The organism is Pseudomonas sp. GD04015, assembly GCF_029837675.1.
GTDB lineage: Bacteria > Pseudomonadota > Gammaproteobacteria > Pseudomonadales > Pseudomonadaceae > Aquipseudomonas > Aquipseudomonas paralcaligenes.
Window position 1 is genome coordinate 133,443 of sequence record NZ_JAOEEE010000011.1, and the last position, 23,716, is coordinate 157,158.

Below are 23,716 nucleotides of genomic sequence, written 5' to 3' on the forward strand. Positions count from 1 at the left end.
CCGCCGCCCTCGCGGACGGCGGGCCGGGTGCCGCGTCAGGCCACTTTCAGGCTGTGGTCGTCGAGCAGGCCGTTGATGACGGTCGCCGCATCCGTGCTGCTGTAGTAGGCGGCGCTGGACAGGTCGATGCCGTCGACCACTACGGACATGTCGACCGAGCTGCCGCCCTCGGCGCCGTTCTTGTCGACGCTGATGGTGGTCGCGCTCGCCGAGAAGCTGAACGTCAGGTAGCTCGACAGCTCGTCGCCATCCGGGCTGTCAGACAGCCCGGTGAGCAGCTGCGACAGGTCCAGCACATCGGAGGTGACGCCATTGACGGCGAAGCTCAGATGATCGGCGACCGGGTTGTCGGCCCCCTGCTCGGCAAGAAGCACCTGATCCTCTTCCTGCTCCAGCGGAGCCGTGGACAGCGCAGGGTCGTCCTCGGCAACCAGGGCGACCAGTGTCTCGTCCCCTGCCGGGGCCTGAGGCTCGCCATCGTCGTCGACCACCGGCTGATCCTGCGGGCCCGCATCCGCCACGACCATAGCCCTGAGCGTGGTGCCCGTGGACTCGAGGCCGATCACCAGTTGCGCGGTATCGCTGTCGCCATCGGGCTGGGTCAGCTTGTAGCTGAACACGTCCTCCTGTCCAACGCCGTCGAGCGTGGGGTTCGGCGTGTAGGTGTAGGAGCCGTCCTTGTTGATCAGCAGGCTGCCCCAGTCCCCCGCGACCGAGGTACCAATGCCCACCTCGACATAGGCGGTGCCGTTCCAGATGCTGAGGACCGCGCCCTCGCTGCCCTTGTCGTCCACCGCGCCCAGGGGGTCGCTGCTGGAGGACCAGGTGTTGGGATCGGCCAGCACGTTGCCGGACACGGCGGTCACCTCGATCGTGGGGATGGCGGCCGCGATCGTCGTCAGCGTGATGTTGTCCACGCGGATACGGTAGCTGTTGCTGTTGTTGGTACGGTCGTTGGCCTCGAAGAACAGGCGGTAGACACCTTCGCCGAAGGAGTCGGTGGTCACCGTGGTAGCGCCGCTCGTCCCGTGGCTGCCGCTGTCCACCAGCGTCCACGAGGCACCGTCCTGCCGGTAGAGGACCCAGTTGAACTGGTCGTTGGTGGCGTGGTTGTTGATGCTGCCGAGCTGGAACGAGACGCTGCCCGTCTCCCCTGCCGCGATCTCGAACGTGGGTGTGGCGACCTTGCTGCTGATGCCGCCGTTGCTGCTGGTGTCTATCAGTTGCAGCGCGGTGCCCTGGACGCGCACCCCGTTGGCGTTGGTGCTGCCAGCGATGGCGGATACGCCCCACCTGTCGTCCGCGGCGGTCATCACATCGGCCAGGGTCGACACCGTCACGCCGCTGCCCTCCGTGTCGAAGATCCACGGGTTCGGCGACGAGGTGCTGTTGCTGGTCGTGGAGAAGTTGGCCAGCACTTCGCTGCCGGGCGGCGGTGTCACCATCGTCTCCTCGACCGAGGCCGAGCCGTGGTTGTCGTAGGCATACACCTCGCTGCTGTCAGTGGTGGTCAGGCTCAGGGTGGCCGATACCCCGTCGCCGTCGGCATCGACGAGGGTGTAGACGAAGGTCTCGGTCAGGTCGTCGGCCACGTCCTTGTTCAGGCTGTAGCTGTACTCGCCGGTCTGCAGGTTGATGCTGAAGCTTCCGCCTTCGGCGGTGGTGAAGACCAGCTTGTGGGTGGCGCCGTCGTATTCCGGCGAACTCGCGTCGTAGGTCTTCGCTCCATGCTGAATGGAAACCACCGGCAGGTCCGCCGGGCCATCCGCGCCGAAGCCGTTGGCGCCCTCCGCCAGCAGGTTGCCGGTGATGGTCGGCGCGCTGACGGTGCCTTGCAGGGTGGCGTCCAGCTGGCTCAGGTTGGTGACCAGGATGCCGTTGGTGTTGGTGCCTGTGCCGATGCCGTCATAGGCCACGGGGTTCAGCTGGGCCAGGTCGCCGGCGGTACCCTGCCCCATGCCCAAGGCGTAGGACTTGATCTCGTTGTTGTTGAGGAAGTTGGTCCAGACGGTCTCCTCGGCGGCGACGATGCCGTTGTTGCTGCCCGCGCCGATGCCCCAGCTGCTGCTGGTCGTCGGCTGGCCGTCGGAGAGGAAGTAGGAGACGTTCTGGACGTTGCCACCGCTGATCTTGCCGCTGCTGTCGAAGGCCGAGATCGCCCGGATCAGGGCCGCATCGTAGTTGGTGTTGCCGTCGCCGTAGGTGTTCGACAGGGCGCCGATCACCGACTTGGCCTGGCTCGCCGTCAGCCAGATCTCGCCCGAGCCACTGAGGTTGGAGGTGGCGCTGGCGTTGAAGGCCACCAGGCGCACCATCACGTCGCCCAGGCCGTCGTAGGCGTCGACCAGGTTCTGGATGGCACTCTTGGCCAGCGCCAGCCGGGTCGTGAAGCCGCTCACCCCGGGGTTGTTGTCCATGCTGCCGGACACGTCGAGGATGATCATCAGGTTGGTGTTGACTCCGGTCGGCTCGGGAGCGGACTTGGCGATGTCGTTGGCCGCGGCCGGGGAGTCGTCGTCCACGGTCACCGTCAGGCTGCCCGAGGCGGGCGCCGCCGACGGGTCGGCGTCCCAGACCTGGTAGCCGAAGCTCAGCGGCAGGTCGTTCTCGTCGCTGCCGCTGGCCGGCGGTTCATGGTCCAGTGGCTTGAACAGCTCGAACGTGTAGGCACCGGTCGCGGTATCGGTCAGTTCGAGGATGAACACGGCCTCGCCGCCCGCGCCGCCCACCATTGCAGTGAGCGTTCTGTCGCCGTTGCTCAGGTGGTAGCTCACGGCGCTTCCGCCCGAGGTCAGGCCGCTCGGCGCGGTGCCGTTCCAGGCGAACTGGCCGAAGGTGTCGACGCTGTAGCCCAGGGTGCCGCTCACGCTGACCGCCTGGCCCGGCAGGTCGTTCGGCCCGCCGGCCAGCCCCTGCGGCAGGCCGTCCTCGTCCACGGCATTGCTGGCCTGGCCACCCTCGGGGTCCTTGCCGGTCAGGGTGATCTCGAACGTGGCGGTCGCGCTGTCGCCGTCGCCATCGACGATGGAGTAGGTGAAGGTCTCGGTACCCGCCAGGGCGCCCGGCGCGGCCGTGTAGATCAGGTTGCCGTCGACATCGATGACGACAGTACCGCCCTGGCTGCCCGCCCCGACGATCTGGATCGGCGAGGTAGCCGAGGCGCCATCAGCGCCGTAGTGATCGTTGTCGAGGAGATCGTCCACCGTCCCGATGGTCACCTCGTGGGCGCCTCTCGACACCTCGCCGAGCACGTCGTCGGCGGCTTCGGGCGCGTCGTCGCGGAAGCTGATGCCCGGCCCGATGTCCACGCTGACGCTGCTCTGGTCGCCATCGCCGTCGGTCACGGTGGCCGTCAGCGACACCAGGTTGGAGCCCAGGGCGACGACTTCGTCGGGGTCGCTGGTGGGGTGTACGACGGAGCGGTCCTGATCCAGGGTGACGGTGCCGCCGGCATCGACGCTGAGGCTGAACACCAGCTCGTCGGAGATTTCCGTGCGCCCTTCCAGGACGCTACCGTTCATGACCAGCACGATGGCCTCGCCGGTCAGCGTATCCACCAGGCCGGACACCGGGTTGACCACGCTCAGGCTGTAGGCAATCGGGCCCTGCAACCCATCGGCGCCGGCCTGGGCATGGAACAGGCCGCTGAAATCGGCCGTGGCATCGACGCCGAAGTCCGACTCGTCGACCTGCAGCGACGCGCCCCAGGTCACGTTGGTGTTGACGTCGTTGTAGTCGTAGTCGGAGGTGTCGGTCTTGTCCTCCCAGTTCTGGTTGCCGGGGGCGGAAGTGTCCTGCAGGTGCGAGCCGCCCGGGTTGAGCGTGGCGTCGCTGAACAGGATGTTGGCCCCATCGGCTCCCGTCAGCGGCGTGCCGCCCGCCACCGCCTGCCATTTGCCGCCGACGAACTGGAAGGTGATATCGGTGCCGTTGGCCAGCACGGCGTTGGCCCCGCCATGGGGAATGATGAAGAAGCCCGTGCTGGCGGGGTCCAGCCCGGCCAGGTCGAAGGTGTCGCCGACCGCCTGGTGGTGCACGTTCGCCCAGATCACCTTGCCGGACAGCGGCGTGCCGTCAGCGGCCTTGGTGTAGTAGCCATAGCTGTTGGCGAAGTTCGCACTGGTGCCGTGGAAGGTCACGAACGAGGAGAAGGACAGGTCGCCGGCCTGGATGGTCGGCGAGTCGTCGTCCACCGTGATGCTCAGGCCGCCATTGGTGGTGGAGCCGTCGCCGTCCTGCAGGGTGTAGATGAAGTCGACGGTGATGTCGTTCTCGTCGCTGGTTCCGGGAGTGGCGGGCGCCTCATGGTCCAGCGGCGCACTCAGGGTGAAGCGATAGTCCCCGGTGCCGACATTGGTCACCTCCACGGTGAACACCGTAACGCTGCCAGCCGTGGCGGTCAGCACCAGCCCGTCCGGGCTGACGCCGTAGGCCAGCGCGACACCGCCGGAAGTGAGCCCCAGCCCCGACAGGCCAGTGGTGTTCCAGGTGAACGCGCCGGTCGTGGCCGCGCCGTCCGGCCCGAAGTTGTAGCCGAGGTTGCCGGTCACGACGGTTTCGTTGTCGGGCAGGTCGTTCGGGCCACCGGAAATACCGCCGCTCAGCCCATCCTCGTCGACCGCGTTGCGCGCCTGGCCGCCGACCGGCACCGCGGCGTCGATGATGGCCAGGGTGATGCTGTCGCTCAGGGAGTCGCCGTCGTTGTCGGTGATCTGGATCGAGAAGGTCTGGCTGCCCGCCGCCCCCTGGTCCAGCTCGGCGCTCGCCTGGAAGCTCCACGAACCGTCGCTGCCCACATGCAGCGTGCCGGTCGGCAGCGAGATGTCGGTATCCAGATCGTACTCGCCTCCGTCGACCACCACCTTGATGGTGCCGGGGCCGTCGCCGCCATGGCTGCCGGTCCAGCTGCCGCTGTAGGTCGCGCCCTCTTCCACGCTGGGAGGCGCGCCATCCGGCAACAGGTCGATGACCGGCACGTCGTCCTCCACGTTGATCACGAAGCTGCCGGCCGGGATGCTTCCCACCAGCGGATCGCCATCACCATCGGTGGCGGTCAGCACACCGGAGAAGTCGATGCCCAGGCCCGGCAGCAGCTCGCTGTCCAGGGTCCCGTCATGGATGGGATGATCGACCGGCCCTTGCAGCTCGAAGGCATAGCTGCCGTCGGCGCCGACCGTCAGGGTGAAGATCGGCGTGCCACCCGCCGTCGCGGTCAATACATTGCCGGAGACGCTGTAGCTCAGGGCGGTGCCGCCGGACGTCAGCCCTTGCAGCTGCAGCGAACTCACATCGCTCGACAGCCCGAACGCTCCCGGACCATCGCTACCGAAGGCGACCAGTCCCGATAGCGCCCCGGCCGGGCCACTGGCGGAGGTGGTTTGCCCACTCTCGGGGTTTCCGGTGCTCAGCGCATCTTCATGCACGGTGCCGCCTACCGGTACGAAGCCCTCGCCCTGCTCGGCGATTACCGGCACGTCGTCTTCCACGTTGATCACGAAGCTGCCGACCGGGAAACCTCCCACCAGCGGGTCGCCGTCGCCATCGGTGGCGGTCAGCACGCCGGAGAAATCGATGCCCAGCCCTGGCAACAGCTCACCATCGTTGCCATCGGCCAGGGGATGATCCAGCGGTCCGAGAAGCTCGAACGCATAGCTGCCATCGGTGCCGACCGTCAGGGTGAAGATCGGCGCACCACCTACCGTAGCAGTGAGCACATTGCCCGAAACGCTGTAGCCCAGGGCAGTCCCACCAGACGTCAGCGCCTGCAGTACCAGCGAACTCACATCGCTCGACAGCCCGAATGCTCCCGGACCATCGCCGCCGAAGGCGACCAGTCCCGATAGCGCCCCTGCCGGACCACTGGCGGAGGTGGTTTGCCCACTTTCGGGGTTTCCGGCACTCAGCGCATCCTCATGGACTGTGCCGCCCACTGGTACGAAACCTTCGCCCTGCTCCGCCACCACCGGCACATCGTCTTCCACATTGATCACAAAGCTTCCGGCCGGAATGCCTCCTGACAACGGGTCACCATCGCCATCGGTCGCGGTCAGCACGCCCGAGAAGTCGATCCCCAGCCCTGGCAACAACTCACCGTCGTTACCATCGGCCAGGGGATGATCGATCGGCCCTTGAAGCTCGAAGGCATAGCTGCCGTCGGCACCAACCGTCAGGGTGAAGATCAGCGAATCGCCCGCCGTCGCGGTCAGCACGTTGCCCGAAACGCTGTAGCTCAGCCCGACACCGCCAGAGGTCAGCGCCTGCAGTACCAGAGAACTTACGTCACTCGAAAGGCCAAAGACTCCCGGGCCATCACCGCCGAAAGCAACCAGTCCGGACAAAGCGCCAGCCGGACCACTGATCGATGTGGTCTGCCCACCCTCTGCATTTCCGGCGCTCAGTGCATCCTCATGCACGGTGCCACCCACCGGTACGAAGCCCTCGCCCTGCTCCGCCACCACCGGCACGTCATCCTCGACGTTGATCACGAAGCTGCCAGCCGGAATACCTCCTACCAGCGGGTCGCCGTCGCCATCGGTCGCCGTCAGCACGCCTGAGAAATCGATGCCCAGTCCCGGCAGTAGCTCACCATCATTGCCATCGGCCAAGGGGTGATCCAGTGGCCCTTGGAGCTGGAATACATAGCCACCGTCAGCATTGACTGTCAGGGTGAAGATCGGTGCTCCACCCGCTGTGGCAGCCAGCACATTGCCCGAAACGCTGTAGCTCAGCCCGACACCACCAGAAGTCAGCGCCTGCAGTACCAGCGAACTCACATCGCTCGACAGCCCGAACACTCCCGGACCATCGCCACCAAAAGCAACCAGCCCGGACAACGCTCCAGCCGGACCACTGATCGAGGTCGTCTGCCCACCCTCTGCGTTCCCGGTACCCAGCGCATCCTCATGCACGGTGCCACCCACCGGCACGAAGCCCTCGCCCTGCTCCGCCACCACCGGCACATCGTCTTCCACATTGATCACGAAGCTGCCGACCGGGAAACCTCCTGCCAGCGGGTCGCCGTCGCCATCGGTCGCGGTCAGCACGCCGGAGAAGTCGATGCCCAGCCCGGGCAGAAACTCACCGTCGTTTCCATCGGCCAGGGGATGGTCGATCGGCCCCAGGAGTTGGAACGCATAGCTACCGTTGGCGCCGACCGTCAGGGTGAAGACCGATACACCGCCCGCCGAGGCGGTGAGCACATTGCCGGACACGCTGTAGCCCAGGGCGGTCCCGCCAGACGTCAGCGCCTGCAGCACCAGCGAACTCACATCGCTGGACAGCCCAAACGCTCCCGGGCCATCGCCACCGAAGGCAACCAGCCCGAACAACGCACCGGCCGGACCACTGATCGAAGCGGTCTGCCCGCCCTCTGCGTTCCCGGCGCTCAGCGCATCCTCATGGACGGTGCCGCCCACCGGCACGAAGCCTTCGCCCCGCCCGGCCAGTACCGGCACGTCGTCTTCCACGTTGATCACGAAGCTGCCGGCCGGGAAGCCTCCCGCCAGCGGGTCGCCGTCGCCATCGGTCGCGGTCAGCACGCCGGAGAAGTCGATGCCCAATCCCGGTAGGCGCTCGCCATCGTTGCCGTCGGCCAGCGGGTGATCCAGCGGCCCCAGCAGCGAAAACGACCAGCTGCCGCTGGCATTCACGGTCAGGGTGAAGATGGTGGCGCCGCCGGCGGAGGCGGTCAGCACGTTGCCGGACACGCTGTAGCTCAAGGCCGCCCCGCCGGAGGTCAGCCCCTGGGCCAGCAGCGAGCCCACCGCGCCGTTCAGGCCGAAGGCGCCCGGACCATCGGCGCCGAAGCTGACCAGGCCGGCCAGGGAGCCGCCCGTGGCGCTGCTCAGCGTGGAGGTCTGACCCCCGCCTTCCGGGTTGCCGCCAGGCAGCACGTCTTCGTGCACCACGCCGCCGATGACCGGACGCGCGCCACCCACCAGCACCGGGACATCGTCCTCGATGTCGATGGTGAAGCTGCCGACCGGGAAGCCCGCCAGCGGGTCGCCATCGCCGTCCGTGGCGAACAGGATGCCGGAGAAGTCGATGCCCAGGCCCGGCAGGTCCTCGCTGTCCACGCCGTTGGCCAGGGGATGATCGATCGGCCCGCGCAGCACGAAGGACCAGCTGCCGTCGGCGCCCACGGTCAGGGTGAAGATGACCTGCGCGCCCGCCGAAGCGGTCAGCACGTTGCCGGCCTGGCTATAGGTCAGGGCGATGCCGCCGCTGGAAAGGCCCTGCACCGCCAGCGAGGCGAGATTGCCGCCGATGCCGAAGCTGCCCGGGCCGTCCGCGCCGAAGTTGACCAGCGCGGTGAGCGAACCCGGTCCGCCACTGGCGGACACGGTCTGACCGCCCTCTAGGTTGCCCTGGTGAGGTGCTCCCGCGCCCAGCGTCAGGGCATCCTCATGGACCCGGGCGGCCACCGCCCCGGCGCCCGCGCCGAACTGCGGCACGTCGTCCTCCACATTGATCACGAAGCTGCCGGCGCCGAAGGCCCCGACCGAATCACCGTCGCCATCCACCGCGGTGAGCACGCCCGAGAAGTCGATGGGCAGCGGCAGCAGCTCGTTGTCATCGCCATTGGCGAGCGGGTGATCGAGCTGGCCGACCAGGGTGAACACGAAGCTGCCGTCGGCGCCCACCTGCAGGGTGAAGATCACCGCGCCGCCGGCCGAGGCCGTGAGCACGTTGCCGGCCACGCTGTAGGCGAGCGCGCTGCCGCCGGAGGTCAGCCCCTGGGCCTGCAGGCTGGCGATGGCCGCCGGGCTGCCGGAAAGGCCGAAGCCGCCGGGGCCGTCCGCGCCGAAGTTGACCAGCGCACCCAGGGTGCCCGGCCCGCCGGTGGCGACGTTGGTCACCGCGTCGTTGTCGGTGATGCCGTCGATGGTCTCGTCCTCGTCGACCTGGGCGACCACCTGCGCACCACCCAGCGCCAGTTGCGGGCCATCGTCGTTGGTCAGCACGTTGAGCAGCACGGTGGGCGATACGTCGCCGTCCAGGTCGAACACCCGGACCGGGAAGCTCTCGCCGACCTGATCCGCCTCGCCGGTCGCGTTGGGATTGCTGTGATCGAGGGTGTTGGCGGTCAGGGTGTAGGTCCAGTTGCCCGCCGCGTCCACGACCAGGATGCCGTACTGCCCCACCACGGTGCCGCCGTTGGTGACGTCGACCCAGACGCCGTCGAAGCCCTGGATCTGCAGCGAGGAGATGCCGTCCGGCGAGTTCACCACGATCCGCCCGCTGGCCTGCTCGGCGTCGCTGGCGGGGTTGGTGCCGTTGGCCAGGGCCTCCTCGTCGACCAGTGCCGGGCCCACGAAGAGGCTGCCGACGGCGTCCAGGTATTCCACGTCGAGCAGCGGCGCGAAATCCGGCTCGGGATCGTCGGTGGCCAGGGGCTCGGCATCGGGGAACAGCGGTCCGCCGGGGATGCCGGCGGTGGGGAAGCCGATCACCGGATCGAGCGCGCCGCCGACCTCGCCCAGCAGCACGAAGCCATGACCGCTGCCCGCGCCGCCGGTGCCACCGGCACCCACACCAGGCCCCGCCGCGGTAGCCTCGCCGGCCACGGTCGGGTCGACGCCGGCCTCGATGGCGGCCTGCAGTCGCTCGACATCCGTCAGGTCGGCATCGGTGGGCGCCACCGCATCCTGGGCCTGGGGCGCGCCGGTCCGTTCGCCACCCGCGGCCAGCATCTGTTCGCTGAGGTTCAGGTTGCTGTCGCGCCCCAGCGTGAGCACATCGCCGTTGGCAAGGCTGATCGCCACCGCCCCGCCCGCTCCGGTCACCAGCTGCTCGCCGGCATAGACGCGATCACCTTCCACCAGCGGTCGGCGCGTTCCATCGCCGGCTACCGCGAAGACCTCGCCGACAACCTGACTGACGACACCCATCAAAGTAGCCATGTCCCATTCCTCCGCACTGCCACCGGCCACCGCCGGCGCGTTTCAAAAGGGCCAGACCGCCTTTCGAACCCGGGCTCAGTGCGAAGAAAGCTCCGCGAGACGGAGCAGTACAGAAGGTAGATTCTTTAAAACGACAGAAAAATGTCGCATCAACTGTACTGCTTCATTTCCGCAAAAATATCCCCGCCCCTTATGCTCCAAACTGCGATCGACCATTCGCTTTAACTGCGAAAAAGCCTGAAAGGCTTGATTTTCGCGGCATTGAGAAGAAACAATGTGCCCGATCTCACAGAGTGCATAAGACTTTTTCCGCATAACCCTTGTGAAGAATTTTTCTTAACCATTCTCCGAGATTGTTCTTATCTGTGATGTTACAAGCGCAAAGCGCTCCATCTGCCAATAAACGCCATAAAATTGGCGACAGGAACAAGATTCACACATCAAGGAGAAAACCCTCATGCGTGCCCTCACACCGCTGTGCAGTAGCATTTTGCTGGCCATGGCCTGTTATCAGGCCCAGGCCATGACACTCTCGGAAGCCATCCAGAGCACCATCGACAATCATCCCGAGCTGCACGCCAGCATGAATGATCGTCTGTCCGCGGATGAGGAAGTGAAGATGGCCAAGGGCGGCTATCTGCCTACCGTCGACGTCCTCATGGGCTATGGGCGCGAACGGACGGACAGCCCCAGCACCCGCGCGCTGGGTGACCACAACAAGGAAACCCTGAACTACCGCGACGCCGAGCTGCGCCTGCGGCAGATGCTGTTCGACGGCTTCAACACCCCCAACGAGGTGGCGCGTACCCGCTCCGTGGTCGACTCCCGCGCCTACTACGTGCAGGGCACGTCCCAGAGCCTCGCCCTGCGTACCGTCGAGGTCTATCTGGAAGTGCTCAAGCGCCGCGAGATGGTGACCCTGGCCAGGAACAACCTGCAGGCGCACCAGCGCATCAACGACCAGATCGGCCTGCGCAGCGAGCGCGGGGTGGGCAGCACCGCCGACCTGGACCAGTCCGTGGCCCGCCTGGCGCTGGCCGAGAACAACCTCTACACCGAGCAGGTCAACCTGGCCGACGCCGAAGCCAACTTCTTCAGCGCCACCGGGCGCATGCCGGACGAGCTGGAACCGCCGGCCTCCATCCGCGGCGAACTGCCGGCGGACGTCCAAAGCGCCCAGCAGGCCATGATGGACAACAACCCCTTCCTCAAGTCCGCGCAGGCCGACGTGCATGCCGCCGAGAAGCAGTACGAGGTGGCGAAATCGCCCTTCTACCCGCGCTTCGACCTCGAACTGGCCACCACCGCCGACGACAACGTCCAGGGCGACGAGGGTCACTACAACACCTGGCGGGCCGCGGTGGTGATGAACTACAACCTGTTCAACGGCATGCGCGACAAGGCCCGCCTGCAATCGGCGGCGCACCAGATCAACCAGTCCATGGACATCCGCAACAACGCCCTGCGGGTGGTCAACGAGAACCTGTCGCTGGCCTGGAACGCCATGGAAAACGCCCGCCTGCAGACGCCGAAGGCACGCGAATACGCGGAATACACTTCCCGCGTGCGCGAGGCGTACCAGCAGCAGTTCAGCCTGGGCCAGCGCTCGCTGCTCGACCTGCTGGACAGCGACAACGAACTCTTCACCGCCAACCGCCGCTACGCCGAGGTGCGCTACACCGAAGAGTTCTCCATGTATCGCGTCATCGCCGCCATGGGCGAACTCCTGAAGAAACAGAACGTCGTGGCCCCGGCCGAAGCAGTCGCCCTCACGAACGTGAAGAGCGAGGCCCGCCTGCCGGAACTGAAGTAGTCCCCCGGCGAAGCGATCGCCCACGCCGCCGGCCTGGGCGATCTCTCAGGAGGAGCAACCTTGACCAGCATGGAACGGAGACTCCCCGAAGACCAGCGCCAGAGTCACGACGATCCGCTGCTGGACGGGCTGCTCATCCTCTGTAACCTCCACGATTGCTCGGCCAGCCGCGCCAGCCTGTCGGCGGGCCTGCCGATGCCCGAGCAGCGCCTGAGCGCCGACCTGCTGCCGCGCGCGGCGGCCCGGGCCGGCCTGCAGGGGCGCGTGCTGCGGCGCGAGCTGGGCGCCATCTCGCCACTCAACCTGCCGGTACTGCTCCTGCTCAAGGACGGCCGCAGCGCGGTGCTGCGCAAGATGGGGCCGAAGAACCAGCTGCTGATCCTGCCCTGCGAGGCCGATGGTGGCGAACAGTGGGTCAACCGCGACCACCTGGCCATCGAGTACAGCGGCCGGGCCTTCTTCGCCAAGCCGCAGCACGACCTGGAAGAGGCGCGCACGCCGCTGGTGCCACGGGTCGAGGCGTGGTTTCGCGACACCCTGAAGCTGTCGCGCTGGCTGTACACCGACGCGGTGCTGGCCAGCCTGCTGATCAACCTGCTCGGCCTGATGGTCCCGCTGTTCGTCATGCAGACCTACGACCGGGTCGTGCCCAACCAGGCCACCGCCACGCTCTGGGTCCTGGCCATCGGCCTGTTCGTCGGCACCGGCTTCGAACTGCTGCTGCGGGTGCTGCGCGCCTACCTGCTGGACGTGGCCGGCAAGAAGACCGACGTGGTGCTGTCCGCCACCCTGTTCGAACGCATCACCGGCATGTCCATGGCCGCCCGGCCCGCTACGGTCGGTGGCTTCGCCCAGAGCATCCACGACTTCCAGGGGCTGCGCGAATTCCTCACCGCGGTGACCCTGACCAGCCTGATCGACCTGCCCTTCTCGCTGCTGATGATCCTGGTCATCGGCCTGCTCGGCGGCTGGCTGGTGATGATTCCGCTGCTGGCCTTCCCCATCACGGCGATATTCGCCCTGATCATCCAGGCGCGCCTGCGCGACACGGTGCAGAAGAGCCTGGCCCTGGGCGCCGAGCGCCAGGCCCTGCTGATCGAGACCCTCGGCGGCCTGGAGACGCTCAAGGCCTGCGGCGCCGAGAGCGAGCGCCAGCACCGCTGGGAGAAGACCCACGGCGCCCTCACCCGCCTGGACAGCCACGCCCGCTTCCTCGCCGCCCTGGCCACCAACGGCACCCTGTTCCTGCAGCAGTTCGCCGGCATGGCGACCATCGTCGCCGGCGTCTACATCATCATCGCCGGCAACCTCAGCGTCGGCGCCCTGGTCGCCTGCTACATGCTCGGCAGCCGCGTGCTAGCCCCGCTCGGGCAGATCGCCGGGCTGATCACCCGCTACCAGCAGGCGCGCCTGACCATGACCAGCACCGACGCGCTGATGAGCCTGCCCCAGGAGCGCCAGGCGAAGCAGCGGCCGCTGGAGCGCACCCACCTCAAGGGCGCGCTGGACCTGCGCCAGGTCAGCTTCGCCTATCCCGGCCAGAGCACCCCGGCGCTGAACCGGATCAGCCTGCACCTGGCCGCCGGTGAGCGGGTCGGCATCATCGGCCGCAGCGGCTCGGGCAAGAGCACCCTGGCGCGCCTGCTGATGAACTTCTACACCCCGGGCGAAGGCCAGATCCTGCTCGACAACCTGGACCTGCGCCAGCTGGACGTGGCCGACCTGCGCCACCAGATGGGCTACGTCGCCCACGACCTGCCGCTGCTGGCGGGCAGCCTGCGCGACAACCTCACCCTCGGCGCCCGCTACGTCAGTGACGCGCGCATGCTGGAAGTGGCCGACCTCACCGGCGTCTCCGAACTGGCCAGGCAGCATCCCCAGGGCTTCGACCGGCCGGTGGGCGAGCGCGGCCAGCTGCTCTCCGGCGGCCAGCGCCAGGCCGTGCTGCTGGCCCGCGCGCTGCTGCTCGACCCGCCGATCCTGCTGCTCGACGAGCCCACCAGCGCCATGGACAACACCAGCGAGGACATCCTGCGCAACCGCCTGCACGGCTGGTCCCAGGGCAAGACCCTGCTGCTGATCACCCACCGCAGCTCCATGCTCAGCCTGGTGGACCGTCTGATCGTGCTGGACTGCGGCCACATCGTCGCCGATGGTCCGAAGGAAGCGGTGATCGAAGCCCTGCGCCGCGGCCGCGTCGGCCCGGCGGCCGTCTAGCGGAGAGGCGACCATGGAACTGACCCAATCCCTGCGCGACTACTTCGGCGGCCTGCGCCAGCACAGGCAGGACACCGAGTTCATGCCCGAGGTGGACGGCGCCGTGCTGGAAGACTCCCCCTGGCTGGCCCGCGCCACCCTGTGGGCGGTCGGCGGCTGCCTGCTGGCGGCGCTGGTCTGGGCCCGGCTGGCGGTGCTGGAGGAAGTCACCACGGGCGAAGGCAAGGCCATTCCCTCCAGCAAGGTGCAGGTCATCCAGAACCTGGAAGGCGGCATCGTCACCGAGATCTTCGTCCGCGAGGGCCAGGTGGTGAACAAGGGCGACGTGCTGCTGCGCCTCGACGCCACCCGTTTCATCTCCAACAAGGGTGAGACCGAGGCGGACCGCCTGGCCCTGCAGGCCCGGGTCGAGCGCCTCGGTGCCGAGGCCGAGGGCCGGCCGCTGGCCCTGTCGGAAGAGCTGACCCGACAGGCGCCGCAACTGGTCGAAGACGAAATGGCGCTGTACCGCTCGCGCCAGCAGCGTCTGGACAGCGAGCAGAACACCCTCAGGGAACAGCTGCGGCAGAAGACCCAGGAACTGGCGGAATTCCGCGCCAAGGCCCAGCAGTACCGCTCCAGTCTGGGCCTGGTCCAGCAGGAGCTGAACATGTCCCAGCCGCTGGTGGCCGCGGGGGCGATCTCCGAGGTGGAGATCCTTCGTCTGCGCCGCAGCGCGGTGGAGATGCGCGGCTCGCTGGACGCCACCAACCTGGCCATCCCCCGCGCAGAGGCCGCCATGCAGGAGATCAGGAGCAAGCTCGAGGAGTCGACCCTGGCCTTTCGCACCGAGGCGCTGAAGGAACTCAACGAGGTGCGTACCGAGCTGAAGAAGATCACCTCGACCAGCATGGCCATCGAGGACCGGGTCAGCCGCACCACCATCAGCTCGCCGGTGCACGGCGTTATCAAGCAGCTCAAGGTCAACACCATCGGCGGCGTGGTGCAGCCCGGCGACCCCATGGTGGAAGTGGTGCCGCTGGAGGACAACCTGCTGATCGAGGCGCGCATCCGCCCGCAGGACGTGGCCTTCCTCCATCCGGGCCAGAAGGCCATGGTCAAGTTCACCGCCTACGACTACACCATCTACGGCGGGCTCAAGGCCAGGCTCGAACTGATCGGCGCCGACACCATCACCGACCAGGACGGCAACAGCTTCTACTTGATCCAAGTGCGCACCGACCGGAGCCACCTGGGCAGCGACGAGCACCCGCTGCTGATCATCCCCGGCATGGTCGCCACGGTGGACATCGTCACCGGCGAGAAGAGCGTGCTCGACTACCTGCTCAAGCCGGTGCTGAAGGCCCGCGCCGAGGCCATGCGCGAACGCTAGGCCCGGGTCAGGGCCTGCTCGGTCTGGGCCTGGTCTATCGAGTTCACCAGCATCAGGGTCACCACGGCCAGCACCAGATAGGCCACGTCCGACGCCTGATACACCAGGTTGGCGTTCTTCAGCGCGGGGATTTCCTCCGCCGCGAGCGTCAGGCGCATGGCCGCCTGGCTGATGAAACCGTTCGCCAGCCAGGCGCCCCACCACCACGCCAGGATCGAGTTCTGCCCGGCCTGGCTCGGGTCGTCGGGGCTGTCGCTGGCCCTCCAGATTTCCGCCATGGCCTGGTAGGGCTTCCACAGCGAGAAAATGGGGACGAAGAACCAGCCGACCGACCACCCCGGCGTGAACTTCATGGCGCTGGCGCCAAGCTGCCGGGCGTTGTAGTTGGCCCGATGGATCCACTTGAGGATCAGCACCCCGGAAATCACGAACACGATCATGTAGAGGATCGCGATGACCTGCTGCCGCCTGTCGTTCGCCTCGCCATCCGCCACCGCTTGCTCCTGCGAGGCGTACACGCCGTTCTCGTAGTCCTGCAGCAGCTGGTATTCCATGTTGCCGGAAACGATGGAAACGACCGCGACGAGCATCTGGACATAGATGAAGCGCTTGACCCATTGCGTCAGGGTGGTGGGGTCGATGAAGCCATTCCTGGCGAGAGGCATCTGTTCTTCTCCTTGAACGTGAGTCAGACCGAATCTCGAAGCGGCGTTGTTCTGGCAGAGTGGCCGGAGCCGAGGGCTCGCAACATCAGCCAGAAACTCAGGCCACTCACGGCACCGAGAATACCGAAGAAGAACACTCCCTCGGCGTAACGCAACCAACCGGCTGCTGTTGGCACCCCATCTATCAGGTTCCAGACACCGTTGAAACTGGAGCTTGTCCTGAACTCCGAATAACGCAATGGCCACGTCCCGATCGCGACAGGCAGAGCCGCCATGACGAAGCCGCCCGTGATACTGGACCACCACCGGACCAGGTTGCGCCAACGCAAGATCAGGTAGGCGGGAACGCCCAGCAGAAAGACGGAGCCCAGAGAAATCAGCCAGCAGAAAATGAAGAACTTCTGGGTATTGATCCAGATATAGGGGTCACCCGGCGAGAAGGTGGTGAACTGGCCATACAGATACCAGAGTGTCATCAGGCAGGTCGGTACAAGCGCTGCCACGAGGAACGCGAGCACAGGCTTCATACGGGCTGGACTTCATACGTCATCGTCGATCTCCACCTTCAGCCCGGACGCGAGCAGATGGTCGGTAAAGCGGCGGATGATCTGCACACCGGCATGGTTATGCGCCAAGGCGTAGATACGGGTGGGCGTCTCGAGCAGCAGGTCGCAGCAGTGCGGCCACTGGCTGTCGATCGTCTCCCGGGTGGCGACGGCGACCCGCTCCGGGGATTCGACCCGCAGCGATGATTCGACAAGGAACTCGTCCGGCCCCAGGACCGGCGCCATGGCCTCCGCAAGGCTGCCGGCGCAGGGTTTTTCCAGATGGATATACAGCTCATGGCCCATAGGATGTCCTGAACGAGCGGGGCAAAAGAAGGCTATGTACTAATGCCAGTCAGTTAAGAGAAACGCCGCGATTCCCTGCTGGATCACGGCGTTTTTCCTTAGCTATGCCTGAGTCGGCTGCGCCGAACAGACCAGGCCTTTGTGGGAGCGGCTGGGCGGCATTCCGATTGGCCGCGATGCTTCCCATTCGCGGACAAGTCCGCTCCCACAACGCATGCTCGGCGCAACAGAGCAGGCGCCTGTTCTATTCATGCTGGCCTGGAAGCCGGGGAAACTCAGCACTGGAGATCACGGCGGAGAATTCGTGCTTGAACTCGTAATCGCCGACGTAGGCCTGGGCGATCATGCCGCTCCAGACGATCCGGAATTGCAGGGAGTCGCCGATCCGCTCGAATCTGATCCGGTGCCGGGCGACCGCATCGTGGCCGAGCAGGTAGATGTGGAACGCCAGGTCGTCGAAGTCCTCGATGGCGTCGGGGTCCGGGTCCACGATCAGTTCGAGGCCGTCCAGCAGCTCGGGGGTGTAGTCCGCCTTGGCACAGACCCGGAATCCGCCTTCGTGCCAGTTGTTCGAAGACAGGGTGCACGCGTGGTAGTTGCCCCACACGATGGGCGCCGCCCAGTCGGACGGATAGTCCACCTCTTCGTCATCTTCTATGTCGCGTTCGGCGTAGTAGTTGGCCGACTCCAGATGGAAGTCGAACCATACGTCTCCATCGACCTCCCTCGCCGACCAGACGAACGCCTTGATCGGGTGCCCTTCGGGCCAGGGGTTGTCCTTGAAATAGATTCTGTCGGGTTTCATCTGTCATTCCTTTGAAGTCATAAGCAAACCGGCACGGCCACGTGCCCTATATCCAATCGAAATACCGCGTCCACCAGCTATCGAATAGCTTCCTGTCGGGCATCACGCCATCGTATGCGCCACTCAGCTCGGCCTCGGGAATGAATGTGAAACCGCACGCCTCCAGTTCCTGAACGGTTCTTTCCAGGTCGGAGCCGGGCAGCAGCTCACTCCAGGTAAGCGAAACGAGGTTGCCGAAATTGCTGAAGCGAATGGTGGGGCAGTGGGTCAACCGGTCTTCGGCCCGCTCATAGTCGTGCAGCAGGATGGCAATGCTGAAGCTGGCGTCCTGGTTGTAGATCGCGCCTTCGAACGTCAGCCGGTTGCCGTTGGTCTCCAGCCTCCGGGCCACCTCGTTGGCCCTCGCCTCCATGTCCGGGTAATCGAATGCGCTGTGGAACTCGTACGATCCGAGTTCGTCGTAACGCTCCAGCAACTGCCGCGTGCTCGGTTTCACTCTAGCTGGCGCCTCTGTCGGGCCGCACCGGGAAACGGTGCCGGCTTGAATGAACCATCAGGCCTTTCTCCAGCCTGCCGTGATGGCTGCAAGCCCCATAGCTTACGTAATTCCCCGTTTCGTTCCTGCGCGCTGGCGCAGAAACCGCGAACGCAGCGCAACTGTCAGTCCCCATCCGCCCAATGCGCCCCCGGCCCCTGCTCCGCCAACTGGTCGCCGGGATTGCGCAGCGGGCAGTCCTCCAGCGACAGGCAGCCGCAACCGATGCAGCCATCGAGCTGGTTGCGCAGCATCTCCAGCTTGGCGATGCGCTGGTCCAGGTCCTCGCGCCAGCGCGCCGACAGGGCCGCCCAGTCCGCCGCCGTCAGGGTGCGTCCCTGGGGCAGGGTGCCCAGCGCCGCGGCGATCTCGGCCAGGGGGATGCCCACGCGCTGCGCCACCTTGATCACCGCCACCCGGCGCAGGGTCTCGCGCGGGTAGCGGCGCTGGTTGCCGGCGCTGCGGCGGCTGCCGATCAGCCCCTTGGCCTCGTAGAAATGCAGGGCCGAGACCGCCACGCCGCTGCGGCTGGCCAGCTCGCCGACGCTCAGGTCACGCGGGGATTGCGGGTGCTTGTTCATGGGTATTGACCTCAACTTAAGTTGAGGTTTTACCCTCGCCCGGTGTTCGAGTTCAAGATCAGGAAGCCAACGCCATGCTCATCTGCACATCCAAGGAAGATATCGGCCGGAACCGCTTCGCCCTGTTGATCGACATTCGCGTGGGAGATACCGGGCGGGCGGCGATCGCCCGGCACCTGGAAGACTACCTGCAGCAGTTGCGCCAGTTGTTCGCCGAGGACAGCGGCTACCTGGGCGCAGAACTGCACAGCCGCGACGACGGCCACCTGCTCGGCTACCTGAACTGGCGCCGGCGCGAGGACTGGGAAGTCGCCTGGGACTGCCACGGCACCCAAAGCGACCTGTTCGCCGACAGCCTGCTGCGGCTCGGCGCGCGGAGCATCCGCTTCGACAGCGTGCTGATCGCCGGCTGACGGCTCAGCCGCCGTGGTTGCGCCGGTAGGTGTCCTCGCCCATCGCCGCGATCTGCCCGTCGATGAGCGCCTCGAAAGGCCGCAGCAGCGCGTCGAAGCGTTTCGGCGCCTCCTGCAGCTCCAGCGCCGCGACGATGGCCTCGACGGTCGCCAGCGCGCCCTCGGCAGGCGCCTTGCGCAGGCGGTAGCGCGAACGCATGCCGGCGGGCAGGCACACCCGCGGCAGCCCGGCCAACTGCGGATTGAGGTGGAGCAGCTTGCGCGCCTTGCGCCAGGTGCCGTCCGGGACGACCAGCAGCAGCGGGCGGCCATCCTCCGCCACCGGCAGCGCCTGTGCCGTCTCGCCGGGGAACAACAGGCAGGTGCGGTACGCCGGGTCCGGTTCCAGGTCGAAGCGCTCGCCCACTCGAAGCTCGGCGTTCTCCAGCCCGAGGGCGGCCAGGCGCGCGGTGTTCAGCGCATGCCCCGCCTCGTCCGGGTGCTGCAGGATCAGCACCCGCGTGCGACTCGGCAAGCGCGGGATCAGGTGGCAGAGACAGTGGCTCAGGGGGCGTGTGCAGCGCTCGCAACGCGCTCGGGACATGGTGGGCTCCTCCGGCCGCGCAGTGTGCCACAGGCGGCCGGGATCACCGACTTCAGCGGTTGAAGCGCTCGGCCAGGCTGTGCAGGTACTCGGCCATCTGCTCCAGCTCCTGGCTGATGCCGGCGCCCTGCTGGGCCTGGATGGCGCTGTGGTCGGAGAGCTGGGCGATGCGGGTGATCTGCTGGCTGATGTCCTCGGCCACGTGCGCCTGCTGTTCGGAGGCCGCAGCCATCTGCTGGCTCATCCCGGCGATGCGCGCCACCGCCTGGGTGATGCCGTCCAGCGCCTCGCGCACCGCCTCGACGCTGCGCACGCTGTCGCGGGAAATCTCCGTACCGCGGCTGGCGGTGTTCACCGCCTTGTCGGCGCCGCTGCGTAGGGAGGAGATGATCTGGTGGATCTGCTCGGTGGATTCGCGGGTGCGCCCAGCCAGCGCGCGCACCTCGTCGGCCACCACGGCGAAACCCCTGCCTTGCTCGCCGGCCCGCGCGGCCTCGATGGCCGCGTTGAGCGCCAGCAGGTTGGTCTGCTCGGCGATGGAGGTGATCACGTCGGCCACGCTGCCGATGGACTGGGTGGACTCGGCCAGCTCGTTCACCGCCACGCCGATTTCCTGCACCGCGCCCACCATCTGCTGCATGGCCTGCAGGCTGCCGCCGGCCAGGTCGCGGCCCTGCAGCGCCAGGCGATCCGCCTCTTCCGCGGCGTGGGTGGTGTTCTGCACGTTGTGCGCGACTTCCTGGATGGTCGCCGTCATCTGGTTGATGGCGGTGGCGGACTGGTCCGTCTCGCTGCGCTGCTGCTCCAGCAGGGCGGCGCCGGAACGCGACAGCTCGGCGGACTGGGCGGCCCGCTGGCGCACGTTCTCGCCGGCGTCCTCCAGGCGGGTCAGCGCGGTTTGCAGGCGCGCTTCCTCGCTGATCATGGCCATGTCCAGCAGGGCCTGGGCACCGCGGTTGTCGGTGTAGGTCAGTGCCACCAGCGCGCTGGTGAAGGCCCTCGGGTGCTCAGCCAGTGTCTTACGGATCAGCTGGCGCTTGCTGTACAGCTGGTAAGAACCGAGGGCGAACATCACCGCGACGATGAACACGGGGAACCAGAGCTGGGGCAGCAGCCAGTGGCCCGCCAGGATCGCCAGCGCGGCGACCATCAGCGGCCAGGAACGGAGGATGTCGTGGGTCCAGTACTGCAGCCGCGACACCGGCGGCTTGCCCGCCCGCAGCCGCGCGTAGAGCGCGTCGGCGCGACGCTTCTGCTCCTCGCTCGGCACCGAGCGCACCGACTCGTAGCCGATCATCTTGCCGTTCTCGTAGACCGGCGTGACGTAGGCGCTCACCCAGTAGTAGTCGCCGTTCTTGCAGCGGTTCTTGACGATGCCCATCCAGGGCTTGCCCTGCTTGATCGTCTCCCACATGTGGGCGAACACGCCCGGGGGCATGTCCGGGTGGCGGACCAGGTTGTGCGGCTGTCCGATCAGCTCCTCGCGACTGAAGCCGCTGATGGCCACGAAGGCATCGTTGACGTAGGTGATCTTGCTGTGCAGATCGGTGGTGGAAATCAGGCGCTCGGCGGCGGTGAAGGTGCGTTCGCGCTGGGTCACGGGAAGATTCTGGCGCATGGGCGACCATCCTTGGGCAATGGGAGGAGATGTCCTGACCTTGTCCTATTCGGTCTAGCACCCGAAGCGAAACGGCACAAGGCCAGTATTCGCCCTCCCCGTGGCGAACGCCCCTCTGCTACACGATCAGGTCCGCCTTGCGCCGATAGGGGAACACGTCGATCACCTTGCCGGCGCGTATCGCCTCCTGCAGGCTCTGCCAGTACTCGGCGGTGAACAGGTCGCCGTGCAGCTGGTTGAAGAGGCGGCGCTGGCCGAGGTCGACGAACAGGAAGCGCGGGAATTCCTCCGGGAACACGTCGTTCGGCCCCACCGAGTACCAGGGCTCGCCGGACATCTCGTCCTCCGGGTAGCGCGGCGGCGGGATGCGGCGGAAGTTCACCTCGGTCAGGTAGCTGATCTCGTCGTAGTCGTAGAACACCACCCGGCCGTGGCGGGTGACGCCGAAGTTCTTCAGCAGCATGTCGCCGGGGAAAATGTTGGCCGCGGCCAGCTGCTTGATGGCCAGGCCGTAGTCCTCCAGGGCCTCGCGCACCTGGGCCTCGTTGGCGTGTTCCAGGTAGATGTTCAGCGGGGTCATGCGGCGCTCGGTCCAGCAGTGGCGGATCAGCACGGTGCCACCGTTCTCGATCTCCACGGTGGACGGCGCCACTTCCAGCAGCTCGGCCAGGCATTCCGGGTCGAACTTGGCCAGCGGGAAGCGGAAGTCTGAGAACTCCTGGGTATCGGCCATGCGCCCTACCCGGTCGACGCTCTTCACCAGACGGTACTTCTCGATAACGGTGTTGTGGTCGACGTTCTTCGACGGCGAGAAGCGGTCCTTGATGATCTTGAACACGGTATTGAAGCCCGGCAGGGTGAACACGCTCATCACCATGCCGCGCACGCCGGGGGCCATGACGAACTTGTCGTCGGTATTGGCCAGGTGGTTGATCAGCGACCGGTAGAACTCCGACTTGCCGTGCTTGTAGAAGCCGATCGAGGTGTACAGCTCGGCGATGTGCTTGCCCGGCAGGATGCGCTTGAGGAAGCCGATGAATTCCGCCGGGATCTCCACCCGCACCATGAAGTAGGAACGGGTGAAGGAGAAGATGATCGAGACTTCCGCCTCGTCGGTGATCAGGGCGTCGATCTGGATGCCCTGGCCCTCGCGGTGCAGCAGCGGGAACACCAGCGGCCACTGCTCGTCGGGGGTGAAGATGCGCCCCACCAGATAGGCGCCCTTGTTGCGGTACAGGGTCGAGGAGAACAGCTCGATGGTCAGGTCCTGGTCCTTGCACACCCAGTCCGGCAGGTTGGCGCGCAGCTGCTGCTCCAGCTTGTCCAGATCGCGCTCCAGGTCCTCGAACGGCACGTGGTAGCTGTAGTCGGTGAAGATCTGCCGCAGCGCCAGGTTGAGGTCGCCGCGCGGCTGGTAGTTGCGCGTCTGCGGTGTGCGCTCGTGAGCGCGCAGCGAGGGCCGGGTGGTGTGGATGAACATGCAGCCGTCGCTGATCTGGTCATGGCTGAACAGGCCGCAGAAGATCGAGTTGTACCAGGTCTCGGCCAGCTCATCGTCGTTGCGCAGGTCGATCAGGCCGATGTAGGCGCTCTTGGCCAGCGGCCACAGGTCGATGTCCAGCAGTTGCTCGTCGCTGAAGGTCTGGCGCAGGCGGCCGGTGACTTCCGCCACCTTTTCCTCGTAGAGGCTGATGCGCGCGGCCGAGGCCCGTTGGGTTTCCTGCCACTGGGCCTGCTCGAAGCGGGCGCGGGCGCCGTTGGTGATCTCACGGAAGTGGTCGCGATAGTCATCGAAGCCATCGAGGATCATCTGGGCGATATCGGCGGCAGGCCGTTGCTGCGACATGGGAAAGCCTCTGCTGCATGTGCGGAACCGGGAGCTTATCCACAGCCGGCGCCGAGGGAAAGACGACCATCGGGTTATTATCCGAGCGCGCCAGGGCCATGCCCGCTTTTAATGGCTGGTGAAAAGGCGATGTCCCCGTTACATGTTGTGACTTCTTCTGGGTCCCCGCCTGCGCGGGGATGACGAGGAGGTAGGGGTGGAGTTTCTTCCGGAACCCGTCATTCCCGCGCAGGCGGGACAGCAGCTGTATCGCTGAACAGCGCTTGCGCTGGCCCGAAGGGGAATAATCCAGGGCAGGCAGCCGCAGCGTCCAGATAGAGGGGCTTGACCGCGCAACGCATAGAGTGGGTCAGCCGCTTGCCGGCGTAACCCATCAGCGGTGCCATGGTCGATTGCGCTGATGGGTTACGGCCTGCGGCCCAACCACCCTACCGGCTCCCAGGCAGGCCGCTTCCGCAGGGCAGCTGCAGCGTCTGCAACACGCAACGGGGACATAGACAAAAAAGCCCGTCGCA

General features: G+C 66.5%; 14 protein-coding genes. 4 read left to right on the plus strand and 10 right to left on the minus strand.

Going from position 1 to position 23,716, the window contains the following annotated elements; all coding sequences use genetic code 11:
* Positions 1 to 35 precede the first annotated feature (35 nt).
* Complete coding sequence (locus N7640_RS12340) at positions 36 to 9,902, minus strand: retention module-containing protein (RefSeq protein ID WP_279904514.1); 9,867 nt, start codon at positions 9,900 to 9,902, stop codon at positions 36 to 38.
* A gap of 457 nt (positions 9,903 to 10,359) precedes the next feature.
* On the opposite strand from N7640_RS12340, the gene N7640_RS12345 reads away from it, so the two are divergent.
* The 3 genes from N7640_RS12345 to N7640_RS12355 all read left to right on the plus strand — a co-directional run bounded on the left by N7640_RS12345 (position 10,360) and on the right by N7640_RS12355 (position 15,304).
* Positions 10,360 to 11,715: a TolC family outer membrane protein gene (locus N7640_RS12345; protein ID WP_279904515.1), complete on the plus strand. Its 1,356-nt coding sequence runs from the start codon at positions 10,360 to 10,362 to the stop codon at positions 11,713 to 11,715.
* 69 nt (positions 11,716 to 11,784) lie between these two features.
* Positions 11,785 to 13,932: a type I secretion system permease/ATPase gene (locus N7640_RS12350; protein WP_279904516.1), complete on the plus strand. Its 2,148-nt coding sequence runs from the start codon at positions 11,785 to 11,787 to the stop codon at positions 13,930 to 13,932.
* 13 nt (positions 13,933 to 13,945) lie between these two features.
* Positions 13,946 to 15,304 (plus strand): HlyD family type I secretion periplasmic adaptor subunit, encoded by a 1,359-nt coding sequence (locus N7640_RS12355; protein ID WP_279904517.1) that lies wholly within the window; start codon positions 13,946 to 13,948, stop codon positions 15,302 to 15,304.
* Here N7640_RS12355 and N7640_RS12360 read toward each other — a convergent pair.
* The 6 genes from N7640_RS12360 to soxR all read right to left on the minus strand — a co-directional run bounded on the left by N7640_RS12360 (position 15,301) and on the right by soxR (position 18,741).
* Complete coding sequence (locus N7640_RS12360; protein WP_279904518.1) at positions 15,301 to 15,969, minus strand: DUF4328 domain-containing protein; 669 nt, start codon at positions 15,967 to 15,969, stop codon at positions 15,301 to 15,303. The two genes, N7640_RS12355 and N7640_RS12360, sit on opposite strands and share 4 nt — an antisense overlap.
* Before the next feature lie 23 nt (positions 15,970 to 15,992).
* Positions 15,993 to 16,496, minus strand: coding sequence for a hypothetical protein (locus N7640_RS12365; RefSeq protein WP_279904520.1), 504 nt, complete (start codon positions 16,494 to 16,496; stop codon positions 15,993 to 15,995).
* Between the two features lie 12 nt (positions 16,497 to 16,508).
* Positions 16,509 to 16,820 (minus strand): hypothetical protein, encoded by a 312-nt coding sequence (locus tag N7640_RS12370; protein ID WP_279904521.1) that lies wholly within the window; start codon positions 16,818 to 16,820, stop codon positions 16,509 to 16,511.
* Between the two features lie 244 nt (positions 16,821 to 17,064).
* Positions 17,065 to 17,625 (minus strand): hypothetical protein, encoded by a 561-nt coding sequence (locus tag N7640_RS12375; protein WP_279904522.1) that lies wholly within the window; start codon positions 17,623 to 17,625, stop codon positions 17,065 to 17,067.
* A 46-nt stretch (positions 17,626 to 17,671) separates the two neighbouring features.
* A complete protein-coding gene (locus N7640_RS12380) occupies positions 17,672 to 18,121 on the minus strand; it encodes a hypothetical protein (protein ID WP_279904523.1) in 450 nt (149 codons plus the stop codon).
* Between the two features lie 164 nt (positions 18,122 to 18,285).
* Positions 18,286 to 18,741, minus strand: a complete 456-nt coding sequence (gene soxR / locus N7640_RS12385) for a redox-sensitive transcriptional activator SoxR (protein WP_279904524.1) — start codon at positions 18,739 to 18,741, stop codon at positions 18,286 to 18,288.
* Positions 18,742 to 18,815: 74 nt separating this feature from the next.
* Between soxR and N7640_RS12390 the strand changes: the two genes are divergently transcribed.
* Positions 18,816 to 19,154 (plus strand): antibiotic biosynthesis monooxygenase, encoded by a 339-nt coding sequence (locus tag N7640_RS12390; RefSeq protein WP_279904525.1) that lies wholly within the window; start codon positions 18,816 to 18,818, stop codon positions 19,152 to 19,154.
* A 4-nt stretch (positions 19,155 to 19,158) separates the two neighbouring features.
* Here the strand turns inward: N7640_RS12390 and N7640_RS12395 are convergent, their stop codons facing one another.
* From N7640_RS12395 to aceK, 3 genes are all read right to left on the minus strand, one after another.
* Positions 19,159 to 19,737, minus strand: a complete 579-nt coding sequence (locus N7640_RS12395; protein WP_279904526.1) for a DTW domain-containing protein — start codon at positions 19,735 to 19,737, stop codon at positions 19,159 to 19,161.
* A gap of 52 nt (positions 19,738 to 19,789) precedes the next feature.
* Entirely contained in the window at positions 19,790 to 21,355 is a 1,566-nt protein-coding gene (locus N7640_RS12400) for a PAS domain-containing methyl-accepting chemotaxis protein (RefSeq protein WP_220813995.1), read from the minus strand.
* A 118-nt stretch (positions 21,356 to 21,473) separates the two neighbouring features.
* Positions 21,474 to 23,201, minus strand: a complete 1,728-nt coding sequence (gene aceK, locus N7640_RS12405; RefSeq protein WP_279904527.1) for a bifunctional isocitrate dehydrogenase kinase/phosphatase — start codon at positions 23,199 to 23,201, stop codon at positions 21,474 to 21,476.
* Positions 23,202 to 23,716: the final 515 nt, after the last annotated feature.

Excerpts from the sequence above, each read along its gene's own strand:
- N7640_RS12340 (WP_279904514.1), bottom strand. The coding sequence starts at position 9,902 with ATGGCTACTTTGATGGGTGTCGTCAGTCAGGTTGTCGGCGAGGTCTTC.
- N7640_RS12345 (WP_279904515.1), top strand. The coding sequence starts at position 10,360 with ATGCGTGCCCTCACACCGCTGTGCAGTAGCATTTTGCTGGCCATGGCC.
- N7640_RS12350 (WP_279904516.1), top strand. The coding sequence starts at position 11,785 with ATGGAACGGAGACTCCCCGAAGACCAGCGCCAGAGTCACGACGATCCG.
- N7640_RS12355 (WP_279904517.1), top strand. The coding sequence starts at position 13,946 with ATGGAACTGACCCAATCCCTGCGCGACTACTTCGGCGGCCTGCGCCAG.
- N7640_RS12360 (WP_279904518.1), bottom strand. The coding sequence starts at position 15,969 with ATGCCTCTCGCCAGGAATGGCTTCATCGACCCCACCACCCTGACGCAA.
- N7640_RS12365 (WP_279904520.1), bottom strand. The coding sequence starts at position 16,496 with ATGAAGCCTGTGCTCGCGTTCCTCGTGGCAGCGCTTGTACCGACCTGC.
- N7640_RS12370 (WP_279904521.1), bottom strand. The coding sequence starts at position 16,820 with ATGGGCCATGAGCTGTATATCCATCTGGAAAAACCCTGCGCCGGCAGC.
- N7640_RS12375 (WP_279904522.1), bottom strand. The coding sequence starts at position 17,625 with ATGAAACCCGACAGAATCTATTTCAAGGACAACCCCTGGCCCGAAGGG.
- soxR (WP_279904524.1), bottom strand. The coding sequence starts at position 18,741 with ATGAACAAGCACCCGCAATCCCCGCGTGACCTGAGCGTCGGCGAGCTG.
- N7640_RS12390 (WP_279904525.1), top strand. The coding sequence starts at position 18,816 with ATGCTCATCTGCACATCCAAGGAAGATATCGGCCGGAACCGCTTCGCC.
- N7640_RS12395 (WP_279904526.1), bottom strand. The coding sequence starts at position 19,737 with ATGTCCCGAGCGCGTTGCGAGCGCTGCACACGCCCCCTGAGCCACTGT.
- N7640_RS12400 (WP_220813995.1), bottom strand. The coding sequence starts at position 21,355 with ATGCGCCAGAATCTTCCCGTGACCCAGCGCGAACGCACCTTCACCGCC.
- aceK (WP_279904527.1), bottom strand. The coding sequence starts at position 23,201 with ATGTCGCAGCAACGGCCTGCCGCCGATATCGCCCAGATGATCCTCGAT.